This is a genomic window from Bacteroides intestinalis DSM 17393, assembly GCF_000172175.1.
Lineage (GTDB): Bacteria > Bacteroidota > Bacteroidia > Bacteroidales > Bacteroidaceae > Bacteroides > Bacteroides intestinalis.
Genome location: NZ_ABJL02000007.1, coordinates 617,865 through 644,100, shown reverse-complemented (window position 1 = coordinate 644,100; position 26,236 = coordinate 617,865). Strand labels below are relative to the sequence as shown.

The following is a 26,236-nucleotide window of genomic DNA, read 5'->3' as shown; positions in this document are numbered from 1 at the left end:
AAAGATAGAAAAAAAAGAGAAAAAAGATAGAGAAGCCAATAAATAAGATTATTTTTGCGCTACAAAATAGTTTTAGCTAAGAGAGATGAATATCACAACATTGCTGAATAAGGTGTATTTTACCCCTCGCCTGAAAAAAATCGATTTATATGCCAACCGTGCAGAAGAGCTGCAACACCAAGTGTTGAACCGTCTGGTGCGCATGGCCGAGAATACAGAATGGGGAAAGAAATATGATTATAAAAGCATTCATACTTATGAAGACTTTAGAAACAGACTGCCCATACAGACTTACGAAGAGGTAAAGCCGTATGTGGAACGCCTGCGTGCAGGAGAACAAAACCTGCTCTGGTCATCAGAGATACGCTGGTTTGCCAAATCTTCGGGTACCACAAACGATAAAAGCAAATTCCTGCCCGTCAGCAAAGAGTCCCTGAACGATACACACTACCAAGGTGGCAAAGATGCAGTTACTCTTTATCTGGCACAGAACCCCGACAGCCGTTTCTTCTCCGGACAAGGTCTCATTTTAGGTGGAAGCCATAGCCCCAACCTCAATTCCAGACATGGGCTCGTGGGCGACCTTTCTGCTATTCTGATTCAAAATATACATCCATTAGTAAACTGTGTTCGCGTTCCAAGCAAGAAGATCGCTCTCATGAGCGACTTTGAAAAGAAAATAGAAGCCATTGCCAACAGTGCTGTTTCGAAGAATGTAACCAGCCTCTCCGGCGTTCCTTCGTGGATGTTGGTACTCATCAAGCGTATTCTTGAAAAGACCGGCAAAGAATCTCTGGAGGAAATATGGCCCAATCTGGAAGTCTTCTTCCATGGGGGCGTTGCTTTTACACCTTACCGCGAACAATACAAAGAAGTAATCCGCTCATCCAAGATGCATTACGTAGAAACGTACAATGCTTCTGAAGGATATTTCGGGACACAGAACGATCCGAATGATCCGGCTATGCTGCTGATGATTGACTATGGTATTTTCTACGAATTTATTCCATTGGAAGATGTGGGAAAAGAGAATCCCCGCATCTATTGTCTGGAGGAAGTCGAAGTAGACAAGAATTATGCACTGGTCATCTCTACATCTGCAGGATTGTGGCGCTATATGATTGGAGATACTGTAAAATTCACACAGAAAGACCCATATAAGTTCGTCATTACCGGACGTACCAAGCATTTCATCAATGCCTTCGGCGAAGAATTGATTGTGGATAACGCAGAAAGAGGGTTAGCTAAAGCTTGTGAAGCGACCGGAGCATTGATTTCCGATTATTCGGCTGCTCCTGTATTTATGGATGCTAAAGCCAAATGCCGCCATCAATGGTTGATCGAGTTTGCTCAGATGCCGGATAGCGTGGAGAACTTTGCCAAGATACTGGATGATACATTGAAAGAAGTCAACTCCGATTACGAAGCTAAACGCCAAAAGAACATTGCCCTGCAACCCCTGGAAGTTATTATTGCCCGTAAAGACTTGTTCCATGATTGGTTGGCACAAAAAGGAAAGTTGGGCGGACAACATAAAGTACCGCGCCTCAGCAATACAAGAGTATATATTGAAGAGATGTTAGAACTGAACAAATAAAATTATAAAGTAATACTATAGTAGGAAAGGCCATACTAACTTTAATCAGTATGGCCTTTCCTATTTATTATTTCAGCAGGAAAAACAGACAATCGTCCCAGGCAATCAGAAATTATAAGCCAATCCAACACCCAGTATCTCTTTGAATTGTACCTTTGGACCTCTTTCAACGCCCTCATCAGTAAAGGTTTTCACATCATTGTCATACTTCAAAGTCATATTCAGAGTTGCCGAAAGCACTTTATTAATCTTCATGCTGATAAGTACATCCCAGTTTACATCTACATTGCCAAAGTCTTTATTATAAGGAGTAAAGAAGTCAGCCGTAGTAATCAGGTTCACATTCTCCATGACTGGTAATTCTGCACGGGCTTTCAGGAAAGCACCCGCTTCAATCTTAAAGTGATCACCCGGATCAACTCCAAAGGAACCTAAATCAGAGAGATAATCATCGCACACAAAGGTCATCTTAGTAGAGGCCGGTGAAAGAAAAATAGAATAGTTACTCTTCGGTCTATACTCCATACCTAAAGCAACATTGGAATAAGCAGGAGCAAAGAAATTGGATATATAATGGCTCTTATCCGGATAATTATAACCTTTGGCAAACTGAGTATTCAGGTCAGCCATAAGCGTATAGTACCAAACTTTGGTAGCTGCATATCCCAACTGGGTAGATAATCCAATCTTATCGGTACTCTTTCTCATCCCCTGAGATTTGGTCTTCGACAAACCATAATCCAGCACCAAGTTCGTTACCCACAGCCAGTCTCCGTTCTTATGCGTCAGCGAACCATTCAGGTAAGCATTCCCGGCCACAGAGTTTTCACCACCAGCTGACCAGTTTGTCATAGCAGTTTGGGACATGTTCACACCCGTCACACCTTTCAGTACCCATGCTCCTTCTTTGTATCCTTTATCGTCCGTTTGGGCAGAGACGATCATTGCCAAGGTGGCAAATAGCATCATCAAATATATACGTTTCATACTGTTATTCGTTTTAATTGTTTCGTAAAAAATAGACGTCTTTCTATTTCAAACAGAGTAAACTATTTTTTTGTTCAAGAACAAATAAAAGAATGATTATATAATAATGCCTCCTCCCAACAGTAGGCCATCCTCATCATAAAAAGCGGCAGCCTGACCGGAAGCTATAGACTCCAACAGTTCGTGAAGTTGTACATGGAGAAGATTCTCCGCTGTAATGCCGACTGTACAATAATTGGCTTGTTTACGATAGCGAATCTTGACGATAACATTTGGGGAGTTTAGTAAGCGTGAAGCATCCACAATGTTCCAATCCTTCAGCAACATTTCTGTTTTATAAAGGGAAGCAAGGGGAGCAAGTATTACCTCATTCGATGCTTTACATATCTCTTTCACGAAGGCAGCCCGGTTCATATGAATACCCAGCCCTCGACGTTGACCGATTGTGTAGAAAGGATATCCTTTATGCCAGCCTAAAAAAGTACCGCTTTCATCGATAAATCTGCCTTTTCCAGGCAAAAGTTCCTGCGGAACTTCACGTTGTAGAAAAGAGCGGTAATCCATTGGGCAAAAGCAAACGCCGAGACTATCCTTCTTTGTTGCCGCTCGTTCAAAGCCTCGTCCGGCAGCATAGGTACGGACTTCATCTTTAGTCCAATCCCCCATCGGAAGGATCATACGTTCCAGAATATCTTGTTTAAGCCCCCAAAGAAAGAAAGTCTGATCCTTGTCCCGATCGGCAGCAGGAGCTATAAAATAATGGTTATCTTGAAAGACCTTGCGAACATAGTGTCCGGTTGAAATCCAATAAATACCCATTTCATCGGCTATCTTTGCCAGTAACGGCCATTTCAGTTCATTATTACAAAGCGTACAAGGAACAGGAGTACGGGCAGAAAGATATTCACCTATAAAGTAACGGATTATACGTTCACGGAATAATTCGCGGGCATCATAAATGATATGCGGGATATTCAGGCGGGAAGCAAGAGTACGAGCATCATCCAGAGACTCCTCAAAGCCTTCCGAATCATAGAAACGAAACGTCACACCAGTAACTTCATAACCGGCTTCCTGCAATAACATGGCGGCAACGGAACTGTCCGTACCTCCACTCATACCCAATAATACACGTTTCTTTGATTTCATGGGTGCAAAAATAACAAAGGAAAAAGAAAATCACTACATTTGTTATCTTTAAAAAGACAACAACGCTAATGAACTACTACATCTGTGATCATATCACTTGGAAGAAATCCCTCTCACTACTAAAAAATGACATGAACGGACAACGTGTCTATTCCAACCTTTGGCAAATGACACGAGACGTAGAGAAAGAATAAATTCATCCGATAGCCGTTTCCCTCTTAGCTGTCAGTAAGAAAAAAGAATGAAAGAACTTATTATCTTATGAAATTGTTGTAACTTTGTGCTTTTAAAAAAACTAAAAATCAAACGTTATGGAACATCAACTGACAATTTACAACACCTTAGATAGGAAAAAGGAGCTATTCGTGCCATTGCACGCTCCACATGTAGGTATGTATGTCTGCGGTCCTACCGTTTACGGTGACGCGCATTTGGGACATGCACGTCCTGCCATTACTTTCGATTTGCTTTTCCGCTACCTTACCCATCTGGGATATAAGGTACGCTATGTACGCAACATCACCGATGTAGGCCATCTGGAACATGATGCTGACGACGGAGAAGACAAAATAGCCAAGAAAGCACGACTGGAGCAACTGGAGCCGATGGAAGTAGCGCAATACTACATCAACCGCTACCACAAGGCTATGGAAGCATTAAACGTACTTTCTCCCAGCATTGAGCCACATGCGTCAGGACATATCATCGAGCAAATAGAATTGGTGAAAGAAATCCTGAAGAATGGATATGCATATGTCAGCGAAGGTTCCGTTTACTTCGACGTTGAGAAATATAACAAGGATTATCATTACGGAAAGCTTTCCGGTCGCAACCTGGATGATGTACTGAACACCACCCGCGAACTGGACGGACAAGCAGAAAAGCATAACCCCGCCGACTTTGCCTTATGGAAATGCGCCCAACCGGAACACATCATGCGTTGGCCTTCTCCGTGGAGCAACGGTTTCCCGGGATGGCATGCTGAATGTACAGCCATGGGTAAGAAATACCTCGGTGAGCATTTCGACATTCACGGCGGTGGTATGGACCTGATTTTCCCCCATCATGAATGTGAGATTGCACAATCAGTAGCATCACAGGGTAATGATATGGTACACTACTGGATGCACAACAATATGATTACTATCAACGGACAGAAGATGGGTAAGTCATATGGCAACTTCATCAATCTGGATGAGTTCTTCAACGGCACACACAAATTGCTGACACAGGCTTATAGTCCGATGACCATCCGCTTCTTCATTCTGCAAGCTCACTACCGCAGTACGGTAGACTTCAGCAACGAAGCTCTGCAAGCTGCAGAAAAGGGATTGGGCCGAATGATGGATGCCGTAAACGGGCTGGAAAAAATCACCCCGTCTGCTACATCCAGCGTAGATGTGAAAGCAGTGCGTGAAAAGTGTTATGAAGCCATGAATGATGACCTGAATACTCCGATAGTCATTGCTCACCTTTTCGATGGAGCCAGAATGATTAACAATATCATTGCAGGTAATGATACCATTACTGCCGAAGATTTGAAAGACCTGAAAGAAACATTCCATCTCTTCTGTTTCGACATTCTGGGATTGAAGGAAGAAAACGATTCCAATGAAGAACGTGAAGTTGCTTTCGGAAAAGTAGTAGACATGTTGCTGGAACAGCGCATGATGGCGAAAGCCAATAAGGACTGGGCTACCTCTGACAAGATTCGTAATGAACTTACAGCCCTCGGCTTTGAAATTAAAGACGGTAAAGAAGGTTCTGAGTGGAAACTGAATAAGTAAATTCCACTGTCCTATAAAAAAGCTGCCTCCCTCTGATTCTGTAAAATCAAGGGAGGCAGTTCCATTTAAAAAAGAGAGTTTTAGTAAGGTATCATGTCGGAAAGAATACGTTCCTTATACCAGGGATCGTCTATTGCTTTCAATTCCTTGCCCATTTCACGGCAAAGCTCTGCAACGATCTCTTTATTTTCTTCCAATGGAAGATTATTCATCTGGTAAGGATCTTTTTCATCATCAAACAGCAGGCTCTTCTGCAACTTACGATCTTTCTTATCGATATAGAAAGCCAAAGTATAACGTGCTGTCTTATATCCTCTTGAAGAAGGGAAGTAAGTTTGTACTTTACCGTCCGCATCTTTATCTCCATCCAAATTCTGGATATATAAAGCACCACCGGGGCGTTCAATTTCGGCCTTTTCATCGAAGAAAAGTGGTGCCCAGTTACGTCCTTGCACATTGGCCGGAATAGAATCCCCCAAACCGCACAATCCCAGGATAGTCGGCATGATATCCGGTGCAGACATCAGAAGATTATCTACACGCGGCTGTACATGACCGGGATAACGTACCAGGAACGGTATGTTCATAGATTCGGAATAAGGAGAGTTCTTCGGATCATCCGTAAACTGGCTACACATGGTTTCACCATGATCGGAAGCAAAGATTACAATCGTATTCTTATCCAGCCCCTGCTCTTTCAGCGTTTCCAGTATTTGACCAAAGGCACGGTCTACACCGGTAACGGAAGCAAAGTAATAGCGAACGCTCTCTGCCTTCTCACGTTTCTTGTCTGCATTGGGGCGGATCAGAAGACTATCCAAAGGTTGATCTTTGTACAGGTTGAAATCTTCTTCCATGCAATCGTCCAATGAACGGTACGGACTGTGGGGTGGATTCATACCTACCATTATAAAGAATGGTTTCTTCGGATCGCGCACATTCCCCTCGTTCTTCAGATAAGAAACTACCACCTTGGACTCGTGCAGCGGTGACCATTCTTTCGGATCGTGACGATTTCCATCCGTATCCCAGTAACGGGGATTCTTATGTTCATCGAAAGTACCATAAGAATACCAGTAATTGAAACCATGGCGCCGTTCTTTCGGTGTATAAGCATCCCAAGCCGGAATACGGTCTTCTACGTAATGACCAGGACGTTGCGGATCGTTTGGAGTAGGAAAATCAGCATGTAACTTACCAAAGTAAGCACAGTCGTACCCAGACTTATTGAACACATCGCTTATGCAATCCACATCAGTACGCAAGGAACTGATAGGACGGTTTGAATTACAATTTAAAGGAATCCCACTCTTATTGGGATACATACCCGTCAGCAACATACCACGGTGAGGACTACTCAACGGACAGTTACTCTGGGCGGAACTTAACACCAACGCTTCACGGGCAAAGCCATTCAGGTTAGGTGTATGCACCGGGTCATTGCGGAAATTTACCTTGTCGCGGAACCCTTCTTGTCCCCAAAACTCCATTGCCTGATTGCGGTACTGGTCGGGGAAGACATAAATAACATTTGGAAGTTGCGCCTGCTCTTCTTGCTGGGTTTTGCAGCCTTGCAAGGCAAACAGGCCCAAACCTCCCAAAAACAAACTAAACCGATTGATTATCATTTTTCCAAGTCTCTTTTACGCATGATTCCTTCCAGGAAATAATAGTCTGCATAGTTCAATGGAACATCAATTTCAGCACCATGAGGAATACTACCTACAGAGTGCATCAGGATGAAATTGCCATTAGTACCCACTTCAGCACGATAAGCCGGAGAACCAAGGCTTTCCATAATTTTATCTGCGGTTTCCTTATAGTTCTTGCCGGGAATGTATGTACTCAGTTCATACAAAGCAGATGCCGTACAAGCCGCCGCAGAAGCGTCACGCGGTTCATTCGGAATATTCGGAGCATCGAAATCCCAATAAGGAACAAGATCTTCCGGCAAGTTCGGATTATTAAAGATAAAGTTATAAATCTTCTCAGCCATATCCAGATACTTCTGATCGTGAGTATAGCGGTAACACATGGTATATCCGTAGATGGCCCAAGCTTGTCCGCGCGCCCAAGCTGACTCATCAGCATAGCCTTGTGCAGTTTGTCTCTTACGCACCTCACCGGTTACAGGATCATAATCCACTACATGGTAGCAACTATTATCGTCACGGAAGTGATTCTTCATGGTTGTATCAGCATGTTTCACGGCAATGTTATAGTAAGTAGAATCCCCTGAAAGTTTGGAAGCTTCAAATAATAGTTCCAGATTCATCATATTATCTATGATAACCGGACATTTCCAACCACGCTGTGCCTGCCAACCTTTATCTGCATCCCAGGATTGAAGTACTCCTGCTGCCGGACGGAAACGAGTGGAAAGGGATTTTGCAGTCTGGATTATTACAGGCTTATATTCCTCTTTATTAGCAAAACGGTATCCGTTCAAGTAACTGCTACCAATCATAAAGCCTACATCATGATGCCAGGTCAGGTATTGTACAGAGTCTAATGCTTCAGTATACTTTTCGGCCAATGGCAACCATTTCTTGTCACCTGTCAGTTCATAGGTATACCAAATATTACCGGGAAAGAAACCGGAACACCAGTCATCAATGGGTACATACACAATGCTACCGTCTTTGTTAATGGTTCTTGGATTCAGAATTTTTCCTGATTTCTCAATAATGTCGGTCTGGATGGTCTCCTGTGCCACCGCATTATCAATATTCTCTTGGATAAAGTTGCTTTCGGCCTGCTTCTGACCTGTGCAACCCGCCAGAACAAGGAGAGATACTCCCAATGTCGTGAGGATTGTTTTCATAATAATGATTTGTTTATTAAAGTTTCGTATTCTTTCGTCAGCAAATGTAGCGCAGGTTTACAGAAAAGACCCTCCTAAATTATACAGGAAAAGGGTAAAATTGTTACATTTGCGCATAAATCATACAGATTGAACTTTTTAAACCTATCAAAAACATGACTCCACAAGAATTCTTCAAAAAAGATCTCTTTGCAGAACAAACCGGTGTAGAATTGCTGGAAGTGCGCGAAGGATATAGTAAAGCATGCCTTGTTATCACAGAAAATCACCTCAATGCAGGACATCGTACACAAGGAGGCGCTATTTTTACCCTTGCCGACCTGGCACTGGCTGCCGCAGCCAATTCGCATGGTTCATTAGCGTTCTCCCTTTCTTCCAATATCACCTTTTTGCGTGCCAGTGGTCCGGGCGACACGTTGTATGCCGAAGCACGCGAACGCTACATCGGACGTACTACCGGATATTATCAGATAGACATCACCAACCAAGATGGGAAACTGATTGCTACGTTTGAGTCCAGCGTATTCCGAAAAGGCGATCCGCTACCGTTCAGCGTATAGAGTTACGAGCTACGAACTATCTCACTTCTTCCTTACAGCCGAAGTCATCGGATAGCGGTTCCCCTGTACACTCTTAAAGAATGCCTTTGCCGAACCGAAGTTAAGATACATATCCAGACGGATGGGAAGATGATTCTTATCATCTGAGATAAAGAAAGTAATCACCTCTTTCTCTTTTCCCTTCTTATATTCCACAAAAGAGAATACAAGGCAACGGTAAATCGTATCATTATTGGCCTTCACCTCCTCTTTTCCACGATAAATCAATGTTTGTTCTTCTACCTTGCGCCCAGTAGCCATAGGGAACTGAATTCGGTCGCCTATTTTATAATCTGCCGGATCGTAAGAACGCGCCTGTGCCAGGATACTCAACATATCGAAGATACAACGGCTGTCACTGTATTCCATCTCTTGCGGATCGCGAACCGGATTGTGCCAGATACGCCTCTGCTTCACGTTAGATACACCATCCTTATAAGAGAACCACGCCTCATCCACTGTATAGCGGTCTCCCTCTTCGGCCGCCTTACGGAAATAAAGCGGTTCCAGTTTCTCACTGACATAGCATGTCAGCGTATCACGCATCTTAAAAAAGAAGTCCGTCTTTTTGCTACCCACCGAAAGCAGATTGAAACGGTAAGCAGGTTTCGACTGATAAGTCGTGGAGAAGGTTGTCAGACTTGCCAGCCCTACCTTCTTCCAGATAAACTTCCAGTTAAAATATAAATCATACATCACATGCTCACCGGATTGGAATGCGGTGTTTTCTGCCGTACATTGTGCTTTGGCAGGTGTAGCAATAGCAAGTAACAGAGCCCCCAATAGGCAGAATACCCATCCGCGTTTACCGGCGATTGCCGGAGTTGCGGTTATTCTGATTTTTCTTTTTCTTGTCTTCATCTGGTTTTTGTTTTTTGAGTTCTCCCGGTTTCTGTTGATCCAGCGGCCTATCATGTATATTCCAACTCTGTGTCAAGTCAAAATTAGCTTTCAATTCTAACACCTGATAGTAATAATACACTTCTTCCGGTTGCCGTTTATCTTCATATTTTCCGGTGTCCCATACACCGTTTCCATTCCTGTCATTAATGAGGCGTGCACTATATTTACCTGGATTCAGGAAGTAAAAATCCGCCCTGCCATTGACGACTGGCACCGTACGCACTACCTTGTCCTGTGCATCCAGCAAATCAACAAATGCCAGTGAGTCCGCACCGCTCACATCAAAGAATATCTGTCCATATTCTTCAGGCTTCTTCACCTTGAATTCTTTCTTTACCTTATCGGTGAAAAGGCCGTATATTCCTTGGAAAGCCGTAGAATCCACCTCAAAGGTATAACTTTCACCGGGTTCCCAATCCGCATATACATTGTAACGCATTAGGTTCAATGAGTCCGGAATAAAGTCGAAAGGAACATCACGCCACAAGCTGTCTATCTTCTGTTTCAGATGAACTGTGCTATCAGCAACACTTGCCAGCGGTTCAGTGAACGTAAGGGAAATATAATCATAAATATCCATCGTACCCGGCGCATATACATCGACAGGTAAGAATACCGTCGGCTCTACATACTCCTTGCCTTCCTTTTCAGCTTTCTTTTTGGCCTTTTCAAGCTCTTTCTCTTTCTTCTCGCGTTCTTTCTCCAGTTCCTTTTCCGATTTAGGTCTAAGTTTCGACACAAGTTTCAGTGTATCCGTACGGGGAACCAACTGATTTAGTGTATCTGTATAGAGATACGTAAGACTCATCTTCAAAGTATCCATCTTATAAATCAGAGAATCTCTTATCCAGTATTGGAGTGTATCAATGCGGCCGGTAGGCTTCTCCACGATAAAAGCATCGGTTTCATCGAAATTCAGTCCCTTCAATAATGGTAAGCTATCTGCCGGAGCCGAGAAATAAAAAGAGAACTTCCGAGGTTCAGGGCGCTCACTCTTTATGAGACGTTGCGATAAAGTAAGCTCCTTGAAGCAACGCAATATAACATCATCCGGAGAATAGTGGGTATACATCTTCTCCATAATCGTATCTATCGTCAAAGAGTCTTTCCAGAGTGTATCAAAACGCATCCGCTGATCCATAGAAGGAATAATCAGGGAGTCTTCGAAAGCAATCACCTCGGTGGGCTGACTATAATAGAAGTTCTGGTCGGCATCCTGCAATCCATAGATACGGTATTCACCCGGAGCGACACCTCGAATCGTAAAACGTCCGCGGCTATCGGTACGACCTACACGTTCGAAAGGTAACGTTGTAAAGGCAGAATCCGCCAGATTGGAATGCATACCTACCAGCATACCTTTCACCGGTTCCAGATTGAATGCATTCAGTACGGTGCCGGATACCGCCATTGAGTCAATTACAGAACCGGTAGAGAAAGTAAATCCGAAATCAGGCAACGGATTACCTTCATTATTGTCCTGAACGGCATCCGAAAAGTCTATCGAGTAAGTAGTATTCGGCTTGAGAGTATCCTTCAAAGTAATCACAATTTTCTTTCCATTGGATTTTATCTCCGGCTGCTGCACCTGTGGAGGAGAAATCACAATCTTCTCACCCGGTTTATCAAGCTTGATGAATTCATCGAATTCAATCGTTATTTTTTTCCGGCTATTATTGAGCGCACCCGGCAAAGGTGTACTACCAACGAAGCGGGGGGGAGTTTCATCAATAGCACCACCCTCCGGACGACCGATGCTGGCGCAGGAATAAAGCAGGGCAGCAACGATGGCAACACCTGCCAAACGATTGAAAAGAGATTTCATATTTGAATATTTGTTACGTAACATGCTGCAAAAATAAAGGTTATCCCTTAATAAGCAGTATGCTTTACAGTATTTTAATCAAAAAAGAGCAAGAAGGTATTAAATTATAAGGCTTTTGCCAGAAAAGGATGCAAAAGATGTCGCATCGACACATTGGAGCTGATACGTTAAGTAAGCCCGGATGAGGGTATAAATGAGATATGTTCTTTACGGGAGTGAGTATATCATCAATGCCATTGATGATAGGCATCAATGGCATTGATGGTGGGCATCATCGGCATTGATGACTATCTCAGTACGAAATTCATCCTGCTTCAGCTACGGACTCAGCCTATTTCAGTCCTACTCTTAACTCTGCTCCATCCCTCCCCTTTATATAATATATGTATAAAACATAGTTAAAAATAGCCAGTAATAGAACCAACCTGTTCAAAAATAGATAATTTTGCAGCCGGAAAACCCGAAGAGTGCTTCTAGTTTTCCCCTTTGCCCTCCGTATTATCCAACTATGACAAAACATAAAAAACCTTTTTACCAAGATAAAAAAATAAACCAAAAGACAGAGAATAATTACAAGTATGAAGAGTAGATTGATTTTATTGGCATGTTGCCTGTCACTGTTCAGTTGCGGACAAAGTGACAAAACTGCGGGTAAAGCACCCGAATTTGCAGTGATCACAGTGGAAACAACCACTGCCAACTTGACGAACAGCTATCCAGCTACGATCAGAGGTAAACAAGATGTAGAAATCCGCCCCATGGTAAGCGGTTTCATCACCAAGTTACATGTAGACGAAGGTGCAGTAGTACGTAAAGGGCAAGTGTTGTTCAGCATTGACCCTGTACAGTATCAAGCAGCCGTAAACTCAGCCAAAGCTGCTGTTGAAACAGCCAAAGCAGCCGTAAACACGCAAGAACTTACCGTAAACAACAAGCGTGAGCTGAACAAAAAGAACATCATCAGCAACTACGATTTGCAGATGGCAGAGAATCAACTGGCACAAACAAAAGCACAATTGGCACAAGCTGAAGCACAATTAGTAAACGCCAAGAACAATCTGTCGTATACCAGTGTAACCAGCCCCAGCGATGGCGTAGTGGGTAGTATCCCCTACCGTGTAGGTAGTTTGGTCAGCCCTTCCGTTGCCAGCCCACTGACTACCGTAGCCGATATCTCTGAGATGTACGCCTACTTCTCCATGACCGAAAGACAATTGCTGTCGCAAATCCGTGAAGGTGGTAGTATCAAGGAAATTCTGGAAAGAATGCCCGATGTACAGCTACAGCTTATCGATGGAACCATGTATGCCGACAGCGGACGTGTAGAAACCATCAGCGGCGTTATCGATCAGACTACCGGTTCGGTAACTATGCGTGCCCTCTTCCCCAACAAACACAATGTGTTGCGTAGCGGAAGTACCGGTAATGTGGTATTCCCCAACCCGATGACAAATGTTATTATGATACCTCAATCAGCTACTACAGAAATACAGGACAAGAAGTTCGTATTCGTAGTGCAGCCCGACAACACTCTGAAGAACACGGAAATCCAGGTGTTCAAGCTGAATGATGGTAAGTACTACTACGTAACCGAAGGTTTGAAAGCCGGTGATAAAGTAGTAATGGAAGGTGTGCAAAACCTGAGAGACGGGGCATCTATCACTCCTATCACTCCTGCTGAAAAAGAAGCTGAATATCAGAAAGCACTGAAAGACCAGAAAGAAGGTAATATCCAAACTGCGTTTAATTAAGAGTTGACGTTTCTGAAACCGAGTCAACTTGCCAACTAAAATAAAAGAGACATGAAATTAGATAGATTTATTAATCGTCCGGTACTATCTACGGTAATCTCCGTGCTGATAGTGATCCTGGGTCTTATTGGTCTGGCAACCCTGCCTATCACCCAATACCCGGACATTGCACCGCCAACCGTATCAGTGCGCGCCACCTACACGGGTGCCAATGCCCAAACGGTGTTGAACTCCGTTATTGCACCGCTGGAAGACCAGATCAACGGTGTGGAAAACATGATGTACATGACTTCCAATGCCACCAACAGTGGCTCTGCCGATATTTCCGTTTACTTCAAGCAGGGAACTGACCCGGATATGGCTGCCGTAAACGTACAGAACCGTGTATCCATGGCGCAAGGTCTGCTACCTGCCGAAGTAACTAAGGTAGGTGTAACAACACAAAAGAGACAGACTTCCATGTTGATGGTATTCTCTATTTATGATGAGACGGACCAATACAACATCGAGTTCCTGGAAAACTATGCCAACATCAACCTTATCCCTGAAGTAAAACGTGTTGCCGGTGTAGGTGACGCAATGGTGTTGGGTACTGACTACTCCATGCGTATCTGGCTGAAGCCCGACGTAATGGCTCAGTATAAGCTGATTCCCAATGACGTAGCAGCAGTTTTGGCTGAGCAGAATATCGAGGCTGCCCCCGGACAGTTCGGTGAACGTGGTAATCAGACATTCCAATATACAATACGTTATAAAGGACGTCTGCAGCAACCGGAAGAATTTGAGAACATCGTTATCAAAGCGATGGAAAACGGAGAAGTACTTCGCTTGAAAGATATTGCAGAAATCGAACTGGGACGTCTGACCTATAGCTTCAATAATACCGTAAACGGTCATAAGGCCGTCAGTTGTATCGTGTTCCAGATGGCAGGAAGTAATGCAACACAAACCATCAGTGACTTGGAAGCATTATTGAATGACTACTCCGAAAAACTGCCTTCAGGTTTACAAATCAATATCGCACAGAGTGCCAACGACTTCTTGTTCGCCTCTATCCATGAGGTTATCAAGACTTTAATCGAGGCCTTTATTCTTGTGTTCATCGTGGTATACATCTTCTTACAAGATTTCCGTTCCACATTGATCCCCGCTATTGCTATTCCGGTAGCATTGATTGCGACATTCTTCGTACTGAAGCTGATTGGCTTTAGTATCAACTTGCTGACCCTTTCGGCCATGGTGCTCGCCATCGCGATAGTCGTCGACGATGCGATAGTCGTCGTCGAGGGTGTCCATGCGAAGTTAGACCAAGGGTATAAATCTGCCCGTACCGCTTCCATCGACGCCATGAGTGAATTGGGTGGTGCCATCGTTTCTATTACGTTAGTCATGATGTCTGTATTTATCCCTGTAAGTTTCATGGGTGGTACGGCAGGTACATTCTACCGACAGTTCGGTCTGACGATGGCTATCGCCATCGGTTTCTCCGCATTGAACGCATTGACATTGAGTCCGGCATTGTGTGCTATCTTCCTGAAACCGCATGATGAACATGGTGAAAAGAAATCGACATTTATCAGCCGCTTCCACACAGGCTTCAATGTGGCTTACGACAAGATGTTGAAAAAATACAAGAATAATGTATTGTTCTTTATCCAGAAGAGATGGTTGAGTTTCGGTCTTGTAGCAGGTTCTATCGTATTGCTGATTTTCTTTATGAAAATTACCCCGACGGGCATGGTGCCTAATGAAGATACGGGTACCATCATGGGTGTAGTAACACTGCCTCCGGGTACTTCACAGGAACGCGCACAAGAAGTGTTGTACCGTGTGGACAGCCTGGTAGCAGCCGAACCTGCCGTTGCATCCCGCACGGTAATCTCCGGTTATAGCTTCATCGGCGGACAAGGGCCTTCTTACGGTTCTATCATCATCAAGCTGAAGAACTGGGAAGAACGTTCCACAATGCAGAACTCTAACATTGTTTACATCACGCTCTTTATGCGTGCACAAAAGATTATCAAAGAAGCACAGGTACTGTTCTTTGCTCCTCCTATGATCCCAGGTTACTCCGCATCCAGCGATATCGAGTTGAACATGCAGGATAAGACCGGTGGTGACCTGAACCACTTCTTCGACGTAGTAAAAGATTACAATGCCGCATTGGAAGCACGTCCGGAAATCAACTCCGCAAAGACGAGCTTCAACCCGAACTTCCCGCAATATATGTTGGATATTGACGCTGCTGCCTGTAAGAAAGCGGGTATCAGCCCAAGCGACATCCTCAGCACTATGCAGGGATACTTCGGCGGTCTGTACGCTTCTAACTTCAACAGTTTCGGTAAGATGTACCGCGTAATGGTTCAGGCAGATCCCGAAGCAACCAAGAATCTGGAATCATTGTCCAGCATCAAGGTTCGTAACGGCAATGAGATGGCTCCGATTACTCAGTTCGTTTCCATCAAGAAGGTATACGGACCTGATATCATCAGCCGTTTCAACCTGTATACCTCTATGAAAGTAATGGTTGCTCCTGCTTCCGGATATACTTCCGGTCAGGCACTGGCCGCTATCGCTGAGGTTGCCAAAGAGAACCTGCCTGCCGGTTTCGCTTACGAATTGGGAGGTATGGCACGTGAAGAGGCTGAAACCAGCGGAAGCACCACGGGATTGATCTTCGTTCTCTGCTTCGTATTCGTTTACCTGTTGCTGAGTGCACAGTATGAAAGTTACATCCTGCCGCTTGCCGTACTGTTGTCTATTCCGTTCGGTCTGTTAGGTAGCTTCCTGTTCGTCAACGGTATGAGTGCCATCGGTAATATCTCCATTCTAAAGATGATAATGGGATCCATGTCCAATGACATTTATATGCAGATTGCATTGATCATGTTGATGGGTCTGTTGGCGAAGAATGCCATCTTGATTATTGAGTTTGCTCTCGACCGTCGTAAGATGGGTATGAGTATAACGTGGGCAGCCGTACTGGGTGCCGCAGCCCGTCTACGTCCTATCCTGATGACATCATTGGCTATGATTGTCGGTTTGATTCCGTTGATGCTGGCATCCGGCGCAGGTGCTAATGGTAACCGTACGCTGGGTACTTCTGCCATCGGTGGTATGTTAATTGGTATGATCCTTCAGATCTTTATCGTACCAGCCCTGTTCGTTGCATTCCAATACCTGCAGGAGAAGATTAAACCGATGGAATGGACAGATGTGGATAACTCTGACGCAGAACCTGAAATTGAGCAATACACGAAGTAAATTAAGAATGAAGAATGGAGAACTTCGTTCATCATTCTTCATTAATATAGAAAGATTATGAAGAAACAGATTATAACTTTGATGTGTGCAACTGCTCTTCTGAGCAGCTGCCACATCTACAAATCATACGACAGACCCGAAGATATTACGGCTGCCGGACTGTATCGTGATACAACATCTGTGAACGATACACTAGTTGCGGATACAGCAAACTTCGGTAATCTGCCTTGGAGGGAAGTATTCACTGACCCTCAGTTGCAAGCGCTCATCGAACAAGCACTTGCTAATAACCCCGATCTGCGCAGTGCCGCTTTGAATGTGAAGAAAGCAGAAGCTGCCCTTATGTCCGCACGTCTGGCTTATGCTCCCACGCTGGCATTGTCTCCGCAGGGAACTGTCAGCAGTTGGGATAAGGGAAAAGCTACACAGACCTATTCACTTCCTGTTACAGCAAGCTGGCAGATTGACCTGTTCGGCCAGATACTGAACCCGAAACGTGGTGCACAAGTATCTCTGAAACAGACACAGTTCTATGAACAAGCTGTTCAAACTCAGGTGATCGCCAATGTAGCCAATATGTACTACACATTGTTGATGCTCGACCGCCAGTTGCAAATTACAGAATCCACAGCCGATATCTTGAAAAAGAATGTGGAAACCGTAGAAGCGATGAAGGATGCGGGTATATATAATACGACTTCTGCCGGAGTAGAACAAACCCGTGCAGCTTACGCACAAGTATTGGCATCTCTGCCCAGCATGCGTCAAAGTATCCGCGAAACAGAAAATGCTCTTTGCCTGATGCTGAATCAACCGGCACAGGAAATAGAACGTGGGGTGTTGGAAAGCCAGCAATTACCGACAGAATTCTCAGCCGGTATTCCTTTGCAACTATTGTCTAACCGTCCCGATGTAAAAGCTGCCGAGATGTCTCTTGCTGCAAGTTATTACAATACTAACAGCGCACGTGCAGCTTTCTATCCGCAAATTACATTGAGTGGTTCGGCAGGATGGACTAACAGTGCAGGATCTGCAATTGTGAATCCGGGCAAATTATTGGCTTCAGCTATAGGATCGTTGACACAACCGTTGTTCTATCGCGGTGCTAATATCGCCCGTCTGAAACAGGCCAAAGCACAAGAAGAACAATCCAAAATCCAGTTCCAGACCACTTTGCTGAAAGCTGGAAATGAAGTGAGCAATGCTTTGTATCAATACCAAATGACCTCCGAAAAAGCCATTTCTCGCGAGATTCAAGTAAATTCTGCCCGTAAAGCTGCGGAAGATACAAAAGAATTGTTTAACTTAGGCACGTCAACGTATCTGGAAGTTCTGTCTGCTGAGCAATCTTACCTCAGTGCACAAATCTCCGAGGTATCCGACACTTTCGATCGCATGCAAGCCGTTATCAGTCTGTATCAGGCGCTCGGAGGAGGCAGAAAGTAATAACTAAAAACTAATTACTATGATAAGTCCATTAGCATTTGTAGATCCTGCCGCAAAGCTCGGCAAGAATGTAACGGTCCAGCCTTTTGCATATATCGAAGGCGATGTAGAAATTGGAGATGACTGTATTATCATGTCCGGTGCACGTATCCTCAACGGTACGCGTATGGGGCAAAAGAATAAAGTGCATCATGGCGCCGTACTCGGTACCACCCCACAGGATTTCCACTATACGGGTGAGAAAAGTCTGCTAATTATCGGTGACCAGAACGACATTCGCGAAAATGTAGTTGTGAGCCGCGCTACACATGAAGGAGATGCTACACGTATCGGGAACGAGAACTTTCTGATGGACGGTGTACACCTTTGCCATGACGTGCAAATAGGTAATCATTGTGTATTAGGACTTAAGACTATCGTAGCCGGTGATTGTCGTATCAATGACTTTACCATTCTGAGTAGTAACGTCATTTTACAACAACAATGCCACATCGGAAGCTGGGTATTGATCCAGTCAGGATGCCGCATTGCGAAAGACGTTCCTCCTTATGTGATCATGAATGGTAATCCGGCCGGTTATCATGGCATTAATGCTGTTGTGCTACAGCACAAGCATCAGGTAACAGACCGTATTCTACGTCATATCGTAAATGCTTACCGTCTGATTTACCAAGGTAACTTCAGCATACAGGATGCTTTGCAAAAGATTGAAGACCAAGTGCCGATGAGTGACGAAATACACAATATCCTTAACTTCGTACGCGAGTCTAAAGGCATTGTAAAATAAAAGAATACTCCTTATTCGGAAGGCGGTCGGGTTTACTCGTCCGCCTTTTTTGTTATCTTTGCACCACCTTACCCGTTCAATTATGAGAAAAAAGAAGAAGAAACAAACGAATAGCAAGAAACAACTGGTGTTCCTGATTGTCCTGATCATATGCGGCATCGTTACCGCTTATCAGACAACGAACTCTAAAGAAAAGACTGCCGGCCCTGAGCAGACAGAAATCATCGTTCAGAGTACTCCCAAAAATTCCGATATATACATCAAGCAAACAACTGCCCCAAGTACTCCCGAAATACTTCTGCAGCGCACCGGATACCTCGTATCCTATAACTCCAACACGCGTATAGCAAACTGGGTAGCTTGGAAACTGACTCCCGAACGTTTAAAAGAAAATACCGAGCGAATCAATAACTTCCGTCCCGACCCTGATCTGCCCAAGAGCAAAGCAGTCACCACACAAGACTATAAAGGTAGTGGCTGGGATCGTGGGCATCTTTGTCCGGCAGGTGATAACAAATGGGACCGTGAAGCCATGATAGAGAGCTTCTACATGACTAACATCTGCCCCCAACACCACAATCTAAACCGGGGCGACTGGAACGAGCTGGAACAGAAATGCCGCAAGTGGGTGAAAAAAGACAGTTGCCTTTACATTGTAGCCGGTCCTATCTTCTATGACCGGAAGCCACAGACCATAGGCGAGCATAAAGTTGCCGTACCGGATGCTTTCTTTAAGGTGATACTTGCTCTACACAAGAAACCGAAAGCTATCGGCTTTATTTATAAAAATAATGAAGGGAACAATCCGCTGGACTCTTATGTAAACACTGTGGACGAAGTGGAGCGGATCACAGGGATAGACTTCTTCCCCGCCCTTCCCGATGATATAGAAAGGACGGTAGAAGCAAGTTATAATTTGAAAGACTGGAAATAATTACTCAAAGTTCAATGTGCCGAAGAATTCGGGACAGTGAAAATTAGGCTTTTCCAGAGCAATAGGATTCCAAGAAAGGAAGTGAGGCGTTTGTAGTTTATCACCGCATTTGTAGAAATTGGCACGAACCGTCTTTCCGTCAAGACTGGTGATCTGATGCTTGAAAAAAGCAGAATATGGAATAACCAATGCCAGTTCCCAGTTACACTCTCCCACCCGTTCCTCAAAAGACTGGCGTCCCAAAGAAGACCAGCGTTGCACTTTGTCCATCACTTCTTGCGGGGCATGTTCACGGTTTTCGCGCCCGGCACCGGCACCAATCAGGAGAGTTCCGGCACAGTTACATTCTACGTTATAATAAATTCCATCTCCTGCAGGGATAGAAAAGAACTCTACACAAGCATCTTCCCATACTGCACCGTTATCTCCGGCAGCTACAGCACGCACACTGGCTTCTTTTACTTTGTAATGAACCAAAATCGCATCATCCGTATGAGCTATACGGAACTGCACCTCCGGCTGATAAGGGAATGCTTTCCAATTCACCGTATTGATCGACTGAAAAGCCACCTTTTCTTTATCCAACAAAGCAGGAATATTCTCTACTGCTACATTAGCCAGACTTACTTTTTTTACATTCAACTCTTTCATTTCTTTCTTTTGGGGGTTAGTTGCAAACAAGGGGAAAACACAAAGCAGAGTTACTAGCAAGACTGCAGATTTCAACACCAAGCATACAGGGGTTCTTTTGTTCATATTTTAATAAAGTTACGAACTACAAGCTACAGGCTACAAGTGGCTACGCTATGCACCGAAAGGCACTCGTAGCCTGTAGCTTGTAGCTTATAACTATTATACCAATGACGACTTTATAAACTCCTGCATTTCCGGTGTATGTTCTTCCACACTCTGCAACAGTTTGAACTGCGCTTTTGTACGTACAAGATTATGCTCAGGATATTTAGTCTTATAATAAGTGTCACCATTAATATAATCCGCTAGGAAACGAACGCATTGCATATAGGGGAATAATGCAGCTGCATACGGTAGGTTCTCAACCTCTATCGGAAGCAGGAAGACTTTCGCAGATTCCAGGTAGCCTTTTGCAAACGCCTTGAATATCTCCATATTGAAATTCACATTATCCAGATTCTCATCATCCTCGGCACCTGTATTGGCTGCAGAACGAAGGAAATCGCCGAAATCAGAGAAGATAAAGTTAGGCATCACCGTATCAAGATCAATGACGCAAAGCACCTTGCCCTCTTCATCAAACATCATATTATTCACCTTCGTATCGCAATGACATACACGTTTTGGCAATTTGCCTTCGCGATACAAGCGTTCACCTTTGCACATCTCCTCAGCACGTTTTTCTATCTCATCCAGATAGTACTGCACTTCTTTCACCCGGCCAACCGCATCCGCAGCCACCGCATCACGAAGTTGTTTCAGACGGAACTCCATATTGTGAAAATCAGGAATAGTCTCTCCCAGCTCATCAGGAATATCCGCAAGCATTGCCTGGAAATTACCAAAAGCTACACCGGCATAATAAGAATATTCTGCATCCACCGTCTCATAAGTCTTTGCATTAGGAATGAATGTCATGATACGCCAATAGTTTTCACCATCGTACCAATACGTTTTTCCGGTATCGGCAGGAATAAAAGAGAGCACTTTACGATCTATATCATCCGCACCTTGTTCCACAAGTTTTTTGCGGATATGCCGGGTTACGGCTTCAATGTTCGCCTGCAACATCTCCACATTCTGGAAAATAGCATGGTTCACACGTTGCAATACATAGTCGGGGGCATCTGCTTCAAGAGTAGTCACTTTATACGTGTCGTTAATCAGCCCGCTGCCTAAAGGCTGGATTTCATTAACTGTACCCTTCGTATTAAAATGGGATACAATGGATTGAAGGTTGTTCATGATATTCTATATATAGATTTAAAATTAGTATGCAAATATACGTCTTCCTCATCAATGAAAAAGTCCAAATTCGTCCGACAAACGCCCAAAATTATACATTTAGACAGACATAACCATAGAAATCAGGCAATAAACTTCTTTCTTTTAAGCAAAACGCCTTATATTTGTGTTTGAAACCTTAAAAATACCGGAGGAGAAGTGCAAAAGTTTATCAGAACGCTGTTTCTTGTCTTAGTAAGCATAGCTACAGCAAACCTACACAGCCAGAATATTACTTTCAATCATCTGACAACCGATGACGGTTTATCTCAGTTTAGCGTCAACAGCCTGTACATTGACGAGAACGGTATCTTGTGGATTGGTACACGTGAAGGTTTGAACCGCTACAACGGTAATGATATACAAACCTATAAACTGAGCAAAAACGACCCTTACAGCCTTTTCTGCAATACCGTGTTGCGCATGGCAGGCGATCAAAACGGTAAAATCTATCTGCTCTGTACCGAAGGCGTTGCCCAGTTCGATCTGACAACACAACGCTTTACGACTCTCCTTCAAGGTAACATTAACAGCATCTATTATAAAAACGGCCTGTTCATCGGAAAAAAGAATGAGATCTACCGCTACAATGAACAGACCGACAACTTCGACCTCTACTACCAGATGGCGGGAGAAAACATCGAGATCTCCTGCATGTTCGAGGATAAAGGACACATGTGGATAGGAACCACCAGCGAAGGAGTCTTCAACCTGAAAATAGACGGACATCAAGTCACCCATCCCATTGAAAAAGGAAACATTACCAGCATCTACCAGGACAATTCAGGCGAATTATGGATAGGCAGTTGGGAAAAAGGACTCTTCCGGATAAAAACAGACGGAACTATTGAGAATTTGCGAAACGACCCGAAGAATCCGCACAGTATATCTTCTGATTTCGTAAGAGCTTGTTGCGAAGATAATCTTGGCAATATCTGGATAGGAACCTTCAACGGCCTGAACCGCTATAACAAGACAACAGGACTTTTCCAGAACCACACTTCCAACGATATGCAGAATGAAGGTCTTACCCACTCCTCTATCTGGTGCATCGTAAAGGATAATCAGGGGACACTGTGGCTGGGCACTTACTTTGGTGGTGTCAATTACTTCAATCCTGAATATGAAATCTACACCCGGTATAAAGCCTCCAGAAACGAGAAAGAAGGTCTGAGTAGTCCTGTAGTAGGGCGTACCATTGAAGATAAGAACGGCAACCTATGGATCGGTACAGAAGGTGGCGGACTCAATTTCTATAACCGCCGCACACGTGAGTTCAAATGGTATCTTGCCGGAAAGGGATATAATAGTATCTCCCACAGCAATGTAAAAGCCCTCTATTATGATCCTGCCAAAGAAATCATCTGGATAGGTACTCATCTCGGTGGACTGAACAAGCTCGATATCCGTACAGGAGCATTCACCCACTATCTCATGGAAGAAGGCAATCCGGAAACGCTTCCATCAAACATTGTTCGTGACATAGCACCTTATCATGACCAGTTAATTGTCGCCACCCAGAATGGCGTATGTTTGTTTGATCCCCAAAGCGGAAAATGCCGGCAACTCTTCAAAGACACCAAAGAAGGGCGCAAAATAACAATGGTGGCCGATGTAGAAGTAGATAACAATGGCACACTCTGGATTGCCGCCACGGGCGAAGGTATCTTCTCCTACCGTTTCGATACCAACAAGCTGACCAATTACCGGCACGACGTGGCACAACCGCACAGCCTCAGCAACAACAATGTGAACAACATCATGCAAGATAATAAGGGTAATCTCTGGTTTTCCACTTCAGGAAGCGGACTCGACCTGTATCGCCCTGCCAGCAATGACTTCGAGAACTTTGACAAAGATAAGAACGGACTCGTCAGCGATTGTATCTACGATACGCAGGAATCCCCGGTCAGCGGCAAACTGATACTTATCACTAATCAGGGGTTCTCCATTTTCGACCAGAAAACAGAGAAGTTCCAGAACTATAGTGCAGAAAACGGCTTCCCGTTGACAGCAGTCAATGAGAATGCACTATGTGTAACGCGAGATGGCGAAGTATTCCTCGGCGGCACACAAGGTATGCTTTCGTTCAATGAGCTGGAACTTAACTTTACTCCGAAGCCCTACAAAATCATCCTTTCCCGCCTCATCGTAAACGGTTCCGAAGTAAAAGTCAGCGATGAAACAGGCATTTTGACGCAATCTTTATGCCATACCCAAGAGATCACCCTGGACGCAAACCAGACCATGTTCAGCATTGAATTTGCCACTTCCAACTACGTGGCAGCCAATAAAGATGAAATTATTTACAAACTGGAAGGCTTCTCCGACGACTGGAACAGTACGCGTGGCCAGCCCATCATCACTTATACGAACCTGAATGCCGGAACGTACAACCTGCTGATTAAGCCCAAAGGGAAAGAAGAATCCCTTTGCCCGCAGGTGCATCTGACTATTCACGTATTGCCTCCTTACTACAAAACCCCACTTGCCTATCTTATTTATCTGATAGTGACTGCCATCCTTTTATGGTATCTTGTAAGAACGTACAAATCGAGAATCAAACTACGTGAATCGTTGAAATATGAGCAAAAGCACATACAAGATGTAGAAGCCTTGAACCAGTCCAAGTTACGCTTCTTCACCAACATCTCACACGAATTCCGCACCCCGCTTACCCTTATCGTGTCGCAGGTGGAAACCCTGATGCAACTGCAGAACTTCACACCCACTATCTATAATAAGATATTGAGTATCTACCAGAATAGTATCCAGTTGCGCGAACTGATCACCGAACTTCTTGACTTCCGCAAGCAGGAACAAGGACATATGAAAGTAAAAGTCAGTCCGCACAACATCGTACATTTCCTCTATGAGAACTATCTGATTTTTATGGAGTATGCCAGCAGCAAGCAGATCAGTTTCAACTTCGAGAAAGACAGCGAAAGCCTTGAAGTATGGTACGACCAGAAACAGATGCAGAAGGTTATTAACAACCTCCTGTCCAATGCCATCAAGCACACTCAGGCAGAGGATACCATTACCCTCAGTATTACCACCGAAGGTAACGAAGCCGTCATCCGTGTGACTGATACCGGCAGCGGTATCGACGCCAAAGAGATAGATAAGATATTCGACCGTTTCTATCAGACCGAACAAATGGATAGCCTTGCCACCGGCGTTGGTACCGGTATCGGACTGGCCCTCACGAAAGGTATCATCGAACTGCACCACGGCACTATCAAGGTAGAGAGTGAACTCGGCAAAGGCAGCAGCTTCATCATTCGTCTCCATCTTGGAAACGCTCATTTCAGTCAGGAAGAAATCAGTAAGAAGACCGAAGCCGTACAACAAATAGAACAGGCACAAACTTCTGAAATTGATGCTTCACTCAAAGCTGAGTTGGAAGAGAATGCTCCGATAAAACGCATGCCTGACGTTAAAATGGTTATCGTAGAAGACAATGCCTCCATCCGTGAAATGCTGGAGAATATCTTCCGCCCATTCTATCAGGTACTGACTGCCGCAGACGGGGAAGAAGGCCTGGAACTGGTACAGAAGGAAATGCCGAACATCGTAGTAAGCGACGTGGTTATGCCTAAGATGTCTGGTACTGAGCTATGTAAACAGGTTAAGAACGACTTCAATACCTGCCACATTCCGGTAGTGCTGCTTACAGCCCGAACCGCCGTAGAACAAAACATCGAGGGCCTGCGTATTGGTGCAGATGATTACATCACCAAGCCTTTCAATACGAACTTGCTGATTTCCCGTTGCAACAACCTGGTAAACTCACGCATCCTTCTACAAGAGAAGTTCAGCAAGCAACCGCAAGCCTATGCCCAGATGCTGGCAACGAACCCGATAGATAAGGAAATTCTGGATCGTGCCATCAGCATCATCGAGAAGAATCTGGATAATACGGAATTCAATGTCAATATCTTCGCCCGTGAAATGGCAATGGCTCGTACCAACCTGTTCACCAAGCTGAAGGCCATCACCGGACAAACACCGAATGATTTCATCCTGACCATTCGCCTGAAGAAAGGTGCCTTGATGTTGCGGAACAATCCGGAACTGAATATTACCGAAATCTCAGACAAGATCGGATTCAGCTCTTCCCGCTACTTCTCAAAGTGTTTCAAGGATGTATACCATGTAAGTCCGCTGGCTTATCGCAAAGGAGAGGATGCGGATACAGGAAGCAAGGATGAAGAAGACGAAGAAGGTTAATAAGCCGTATGAGTCTTCTCATCTTTCTCGCTATGGTGAGAATCTTTTCTCATCAAACAGAGAATCTATTTTCATCGCATTGAGAAGAAACTCTCACCATATTGAGAAAAGATTCTCTATAAAGGGAGAACATCTTCTTCTGTACATTCCAGTGTTCTCATTAGCATTATGTA

The 26,236-nt window shown here is 44.3% G+C and carries 18 protein-coding genes; 10 read left to right on the top strand and 8 right to left on the bottom strand.

Annotation, left to right across the window (positions count from 1 at the left end; genetic code table 11):
• Positions 1 to 85: 85 nt before the first annotated feature.
• Entirely contained in the window at positions 86 to 1,597 is a 1,512-nt protein-coding gene (locus BACINT_RS06350; protein ID WP_007661512.1) for a GH3 auxin-responsive promoter family protein, read from the top strand.
• A gap of 105 nt (positions 1,598 to 1,702) precedes the next feature.
• Here the strand turns inward: BACINT_RS06350 and BACINT_RS06345 are convergent, their stop codons facing one another.
• On the bottom strand, positions 1,703 to 2,584 hold the full coding sequence (locus BACINT_RS06345) for a DUF3078 domain-containing protein (RefSeq protein ID WP_007661510.1): 882 nt from the start codon (positions 2,582 to 2,584) through the stop codon (positions 1,703 to 1,705).
• A gap of 96 nt (positions 2,585 to 2,680) precedes the next feature.
• Entirely contained in the window at positions 2,681 to 3,733 is a 1,053-nt protein-coding gene (mnmA, locus tag BACINT_RS06340) for a tRNA 2-thiouridine(34) synthase MnmA (protein WP_007661508.1), read from the bottom strand.
• Positions 3,734 to 3,801: 68 nt separating this feature from the next.
• Between mnmA and BACINT_RS24715 the strand changes: the two genes are divergently transcribed.
• On the top strand, positions 3,802 to 3,927 hold the full coding sequence (locus BACINT_RS24715) for a hypothetical protein (RefSeq protein WP_007661506.1): 126 nt from the start codon (positions 3,802 to 3,804) through the stop codon (positions 3,925 to 3,927).
• A 117-nt stretch (positions 3,928 to 4,044) separates the two neighbouring features.
• Positions 4,045 to 5,520, top strand: a complete 1,476-nt coding sequence (gene cysS, locus BACINT_RS06335; protein ID WP_007661505.1) for a cysteine--tRNA ligase — start codon at positions 4,045 to 4,047, stop codon at positions 5,518 to 5,520.
• Between the two features lie 80 nt (positions 5,521 to 5,600).
• Here the strand turns inward: cysS and BACINT_RS06330 are convergent, their stop codons facing one another.
• Both BACINT_RS06330 and BACINT_RS06325 read right to left on the bottom strand, forming a co-directional pair.
• Positions 5,601 to 7,148 (bottom strand): sulfatase family protein, encoded by a 1,548-nt coding sequence (locus BACINT_RS06330; RefSeq protein WP_007661504.1) that lies wholly within the window; start codon positions 7,146 to 7,148, stop codon positions 5,601 to 5,603.
• Complete coding sequence (locus tag BACINT_RS06325; RefSeq protein WP_007661503.1) at positions 7,145 to 8,344, bottom strand: glycoside hydrolase family 88 protein; 1,200 nt, start codon at positions 8,342 to 8,344, stop codon at positions 7,145 to 7,147. The genes BACINT_RS06330 and BACINT_RS06325 overlap by 4 nt, the downstream gene beginning before the upstream one ends.
• Positions 8,345 to 8,499: 155 nt before the next feature.
• Here BACINT_RS06325 and BACINT_RS06320 point away from each other — a divergent pair, with 155 nt between their 5' ends.
• Positions 8,500 to 8,904 (top strand): PaaI family thioesterase, encoded by a 405-nt coding sequence (locus tag BACINT_RS06320; protein WP_007661501.1) that lies wholly within the window; start codon positions 8,500 to 8,502, stop codon positions 8,902 to 8,904.
• Positions 8,905 to 8,925: 21 nt separating this feature from the next.
• On the opposite strand, the gene BACINT_RS06315 is transcribed toward BACINT_RS06320, so the two are convergent.
• The gene (locus BACINT_RS06315; RefSeq protein WP_007661499.1) at positions 8,926 to 9,804 is read right to left on the bottom strand and encodes a DUF3108 domain-containing protein; all 879 of its coding nucleotides are present in this window, start codon (positions 9,802 to 9,804) and stop codon (positions 8,926 to 8,928) included.
• Positions 9,749 to 11,671, bottom strand: coding sequence for an Ig-like domain-containing domain (locus BACINT_RS06310; RefSeq protein WP_007661497.1), 1,923 nt, complete (start codon positions 11,669 to 11,671; stop codon positions 9,749 to 9,751). Before BACINT_RS06310 ends, BACINT_RS06315 begins: the two co-directional genes overlap by 56 nt.
• A gap of 578 nt (positions 11,672 to 12,249) precedes the next feature.
• Here BACINT_RS06310 and BACINT_RS06305 point away from each other — a divergent pair.
• From BACINT_RS06305 to BACINT_RS06285, 5 genes are all read left to right on the top strand, one after another.
• Positions 12,250 to 13,422 (top strand): efflux RND transporter periplasmic adaptor subunit, encoded by a 1,173-nt coding sequence (locus BACINT_RS06305; RefSeq protein ID WP_007661493.1) that lies wholly within the window; start codon positions 12,250 to 12,252, stop codon positions 13,420 to 13,422.
• 51 nt (positions 13,423 to 13,473) lie between these two features.
• Positions 13,474 to 16,686, top strand: a complete 3,213-nt coding sequence (locus BACINT_RS06300) for an efflux RND transporter permease subunit (RefSeq protein WP_007661491.1) — start codon at positions 13,474 to 13,476, stop codon at positions 16,684 to 16,686.
• Between the two features lie 57 nt (positions 16,687 to 16,743).
• The gene (locus BACINT_RS06295; RefSeq protein ID WP_007661489.1) at positions 16,744 to 18,132 is read left to right on the top strand and encodes a TolC family protein; all 1,389 of its coding nucleotides are present in this window, start codon (positions 16,744 to 16,746) and stop codon (positions 18,130 to 18,132) included.
• A gap of 19 nt (positions 18,133 to 18,151) precedes the next feature.
• Positions 18,152 to 18,919 (top strand): acyl-ACP--UDP-N-acetylglucosamine O-acyltransferase, encoded by a 768-nt coding sequence (gene lpxA, locus BACINT_RS06290; RefSeq protein ID WP_007661487.1) that lies wholly within the window; start codon positions 18,152 to 18,154, stop codon positions 18,917 to 18,919.
• Between the two features lie 82 nt (positions 18,920 to 19,001).
• Positions 19,002 to 19,853 (top strand): DNA/RNA non-specific endonuclease, encoded by an 852-nt coding sequence (locus BACINT_RS06285; RefSeq protein ID WP_007661485.1) that lies wholly within the window; start codon positions 19,002 to 19,004, stop codon positions 19,851 to 19,853.
• Here the strand turns inward: BACINT_RS06285 and BACINT_RS06280 are convergent, their stop codons facing one another.
• Together BACINT_RS06280 and BACINT_RS06275 are read right to left on the bottom strand one after the other, a co-directional pair.
• Complete coding sequence (locus tag BACINT_RS06280) at positions 19,854 to 20,504, bottom strand: carbohydrate-binding family 9-like protein (RefSeq protein ID WP_394330155.1); 651 nt, start codon at positions 20,502 to 20,504, stop codon at positions 19,854 to 19,856.
• A gap of 201 nt (positions 20,505 to 20,705) precedes the next feature.
• On the bottom strand, positions 20,706 to 21,791 hold the full coding sequence (locus BACINT_RS06275; RefSeq protein WP_007661476.1) for a phosphotransferase enzyme family protein: 1,086 nt from the start codon (positions 21,789 to 21,791) through the stop codon (positions 20,706 to 20,708).
• A gap of 198 nt (positions 21,792 to 21,989) precedes the next feature.
• Between BACINT_RS06275 and BACINT_RS06270 the strand changes: the two genes are divergently transcribed.
• A complete protein-coding gene (locus BACINT_RS06270) occupies positions 21,990 to 26,063 on the top strand; it encodes a hybrid sensor histidine kinase/response regulator transcription factor (RefSeq protein ID WP_044154805.1) in 4,074 nt (1,357 codons plus the stop codon).
• Positions 26,064 to 26,236: the final 173 nt, after the last annotated feature.

Coding starts and splice junctions, on each gene's coding strand:
- BACINT_RS06275 (WP_007661476.1), bottom strand. CDS start 21,791: ATGAACAACCTTCAATCCATTGTATCCCATTTTAATACGAAGGGTACA.
- BACINT_RS06350 (WP_007661512.1), top strand. CDS start 86: ATGAATATCACAACATTGCTGAATAAGGTGTATTTTACCCCTCGCCTG.
- BACINT_RS24715 (WP_007661506.1), top strand. CDS start 3,802: ATGAACTACTACATCTGTGATCATATCACTTGGAAGAAATCCCTCTCA.
- cysS (WP_007661505.1), top strand. CDS start 4,045: ATGGAACATCAACTGACAATTTACAACACCTTAGATAGGAAAAAGGAG.
- BACINT_RS06295 (WP_007661489.1), top strand. CDS start 16,744: ATGAAGAAACAGATTATAACTTTGATGTGTGCAACTGCTCTTCTGAGC.
- BACINT_RS06280 (WP_394330155.1), bottom strand. CDS start 20,504: ATGAAAGAGTTGAATGTAAAAAAAGTAAGTCTGGCTAATGTAGCAGTA.
- BACINT_RS06305 (WP_007661493.1), top strand. CDS start 12,250: ATGAAGAGTAGATTGATTTTATTGGCATGTTGCCTGTCACTGTTCAGT.
- BACINT_RS06320 (WP_007661501.1), top strand. CDS start 8,500: ATGACTCCACAAGAATTCTTCAAAAAAGATCTCTTTGCAGAACAAACC.
- mnmA (WP_007661508.1), bottom strand. CDS start 3,733: ATGAAATCAAAGAAACGTGTATTATTGGGTATGAGTGGAGGTACGGAC.
- lpxA (WP_007661487.1), top strand. CDS start 18,152: ATGATAAGTCCATTAGCATTTGTAGATCCTGCCGCAAAGCTCGGCAAG.
- BACINT_RS06330 (WP_007661504.1), bottom strand. CDS start 7,148: ATGATAATCAATCGGTTTAGTTTGTTTTTGGGAGGTTTGGGCCTGTTT.
- BACINT_RS06345 (WP_007661510.1), bottom strand. CDS start 2,584: ATGAAACGTATATATTTGATGATGCTATTTGCCACCTTGGCAATGATC.
- BACINT_RS06310 (WP_007661497.1), bottom strand. CDS start 11,671: ATGAAATCTCTTTTCAATCGTTTGGCAGGTGTTGCCATCGTTGCTGCC.
- BACINT_RS06285 (WP_007661485.1), top strand. CDS start 19,002: ATGAGAAAAAAGAAGAAGAAACAAACGAATAGCAAGAAACAACTGGTG.
- BACINT_RS06300 (WP_007661491.1), top strand. CDS start 13,474: ATGAAATTAGATAGATTTATTAATCGTCCGGTACTATCTACGGTAATC.
- BACINT_RS06325 (WP_007661503.1), bottom strand. CDS start 8,344: ATGAAAACAATCCTCACGACATTGGGAGTATCTCTCCTTGTTCTGGCG.
- BACINT_RS06315 (WP_007661499.1), bottom strand. CDS start 9,804: ATGAAGACAAGAAAAAGAAAAATCAGAATAACCGCAACTCCGGCAATC.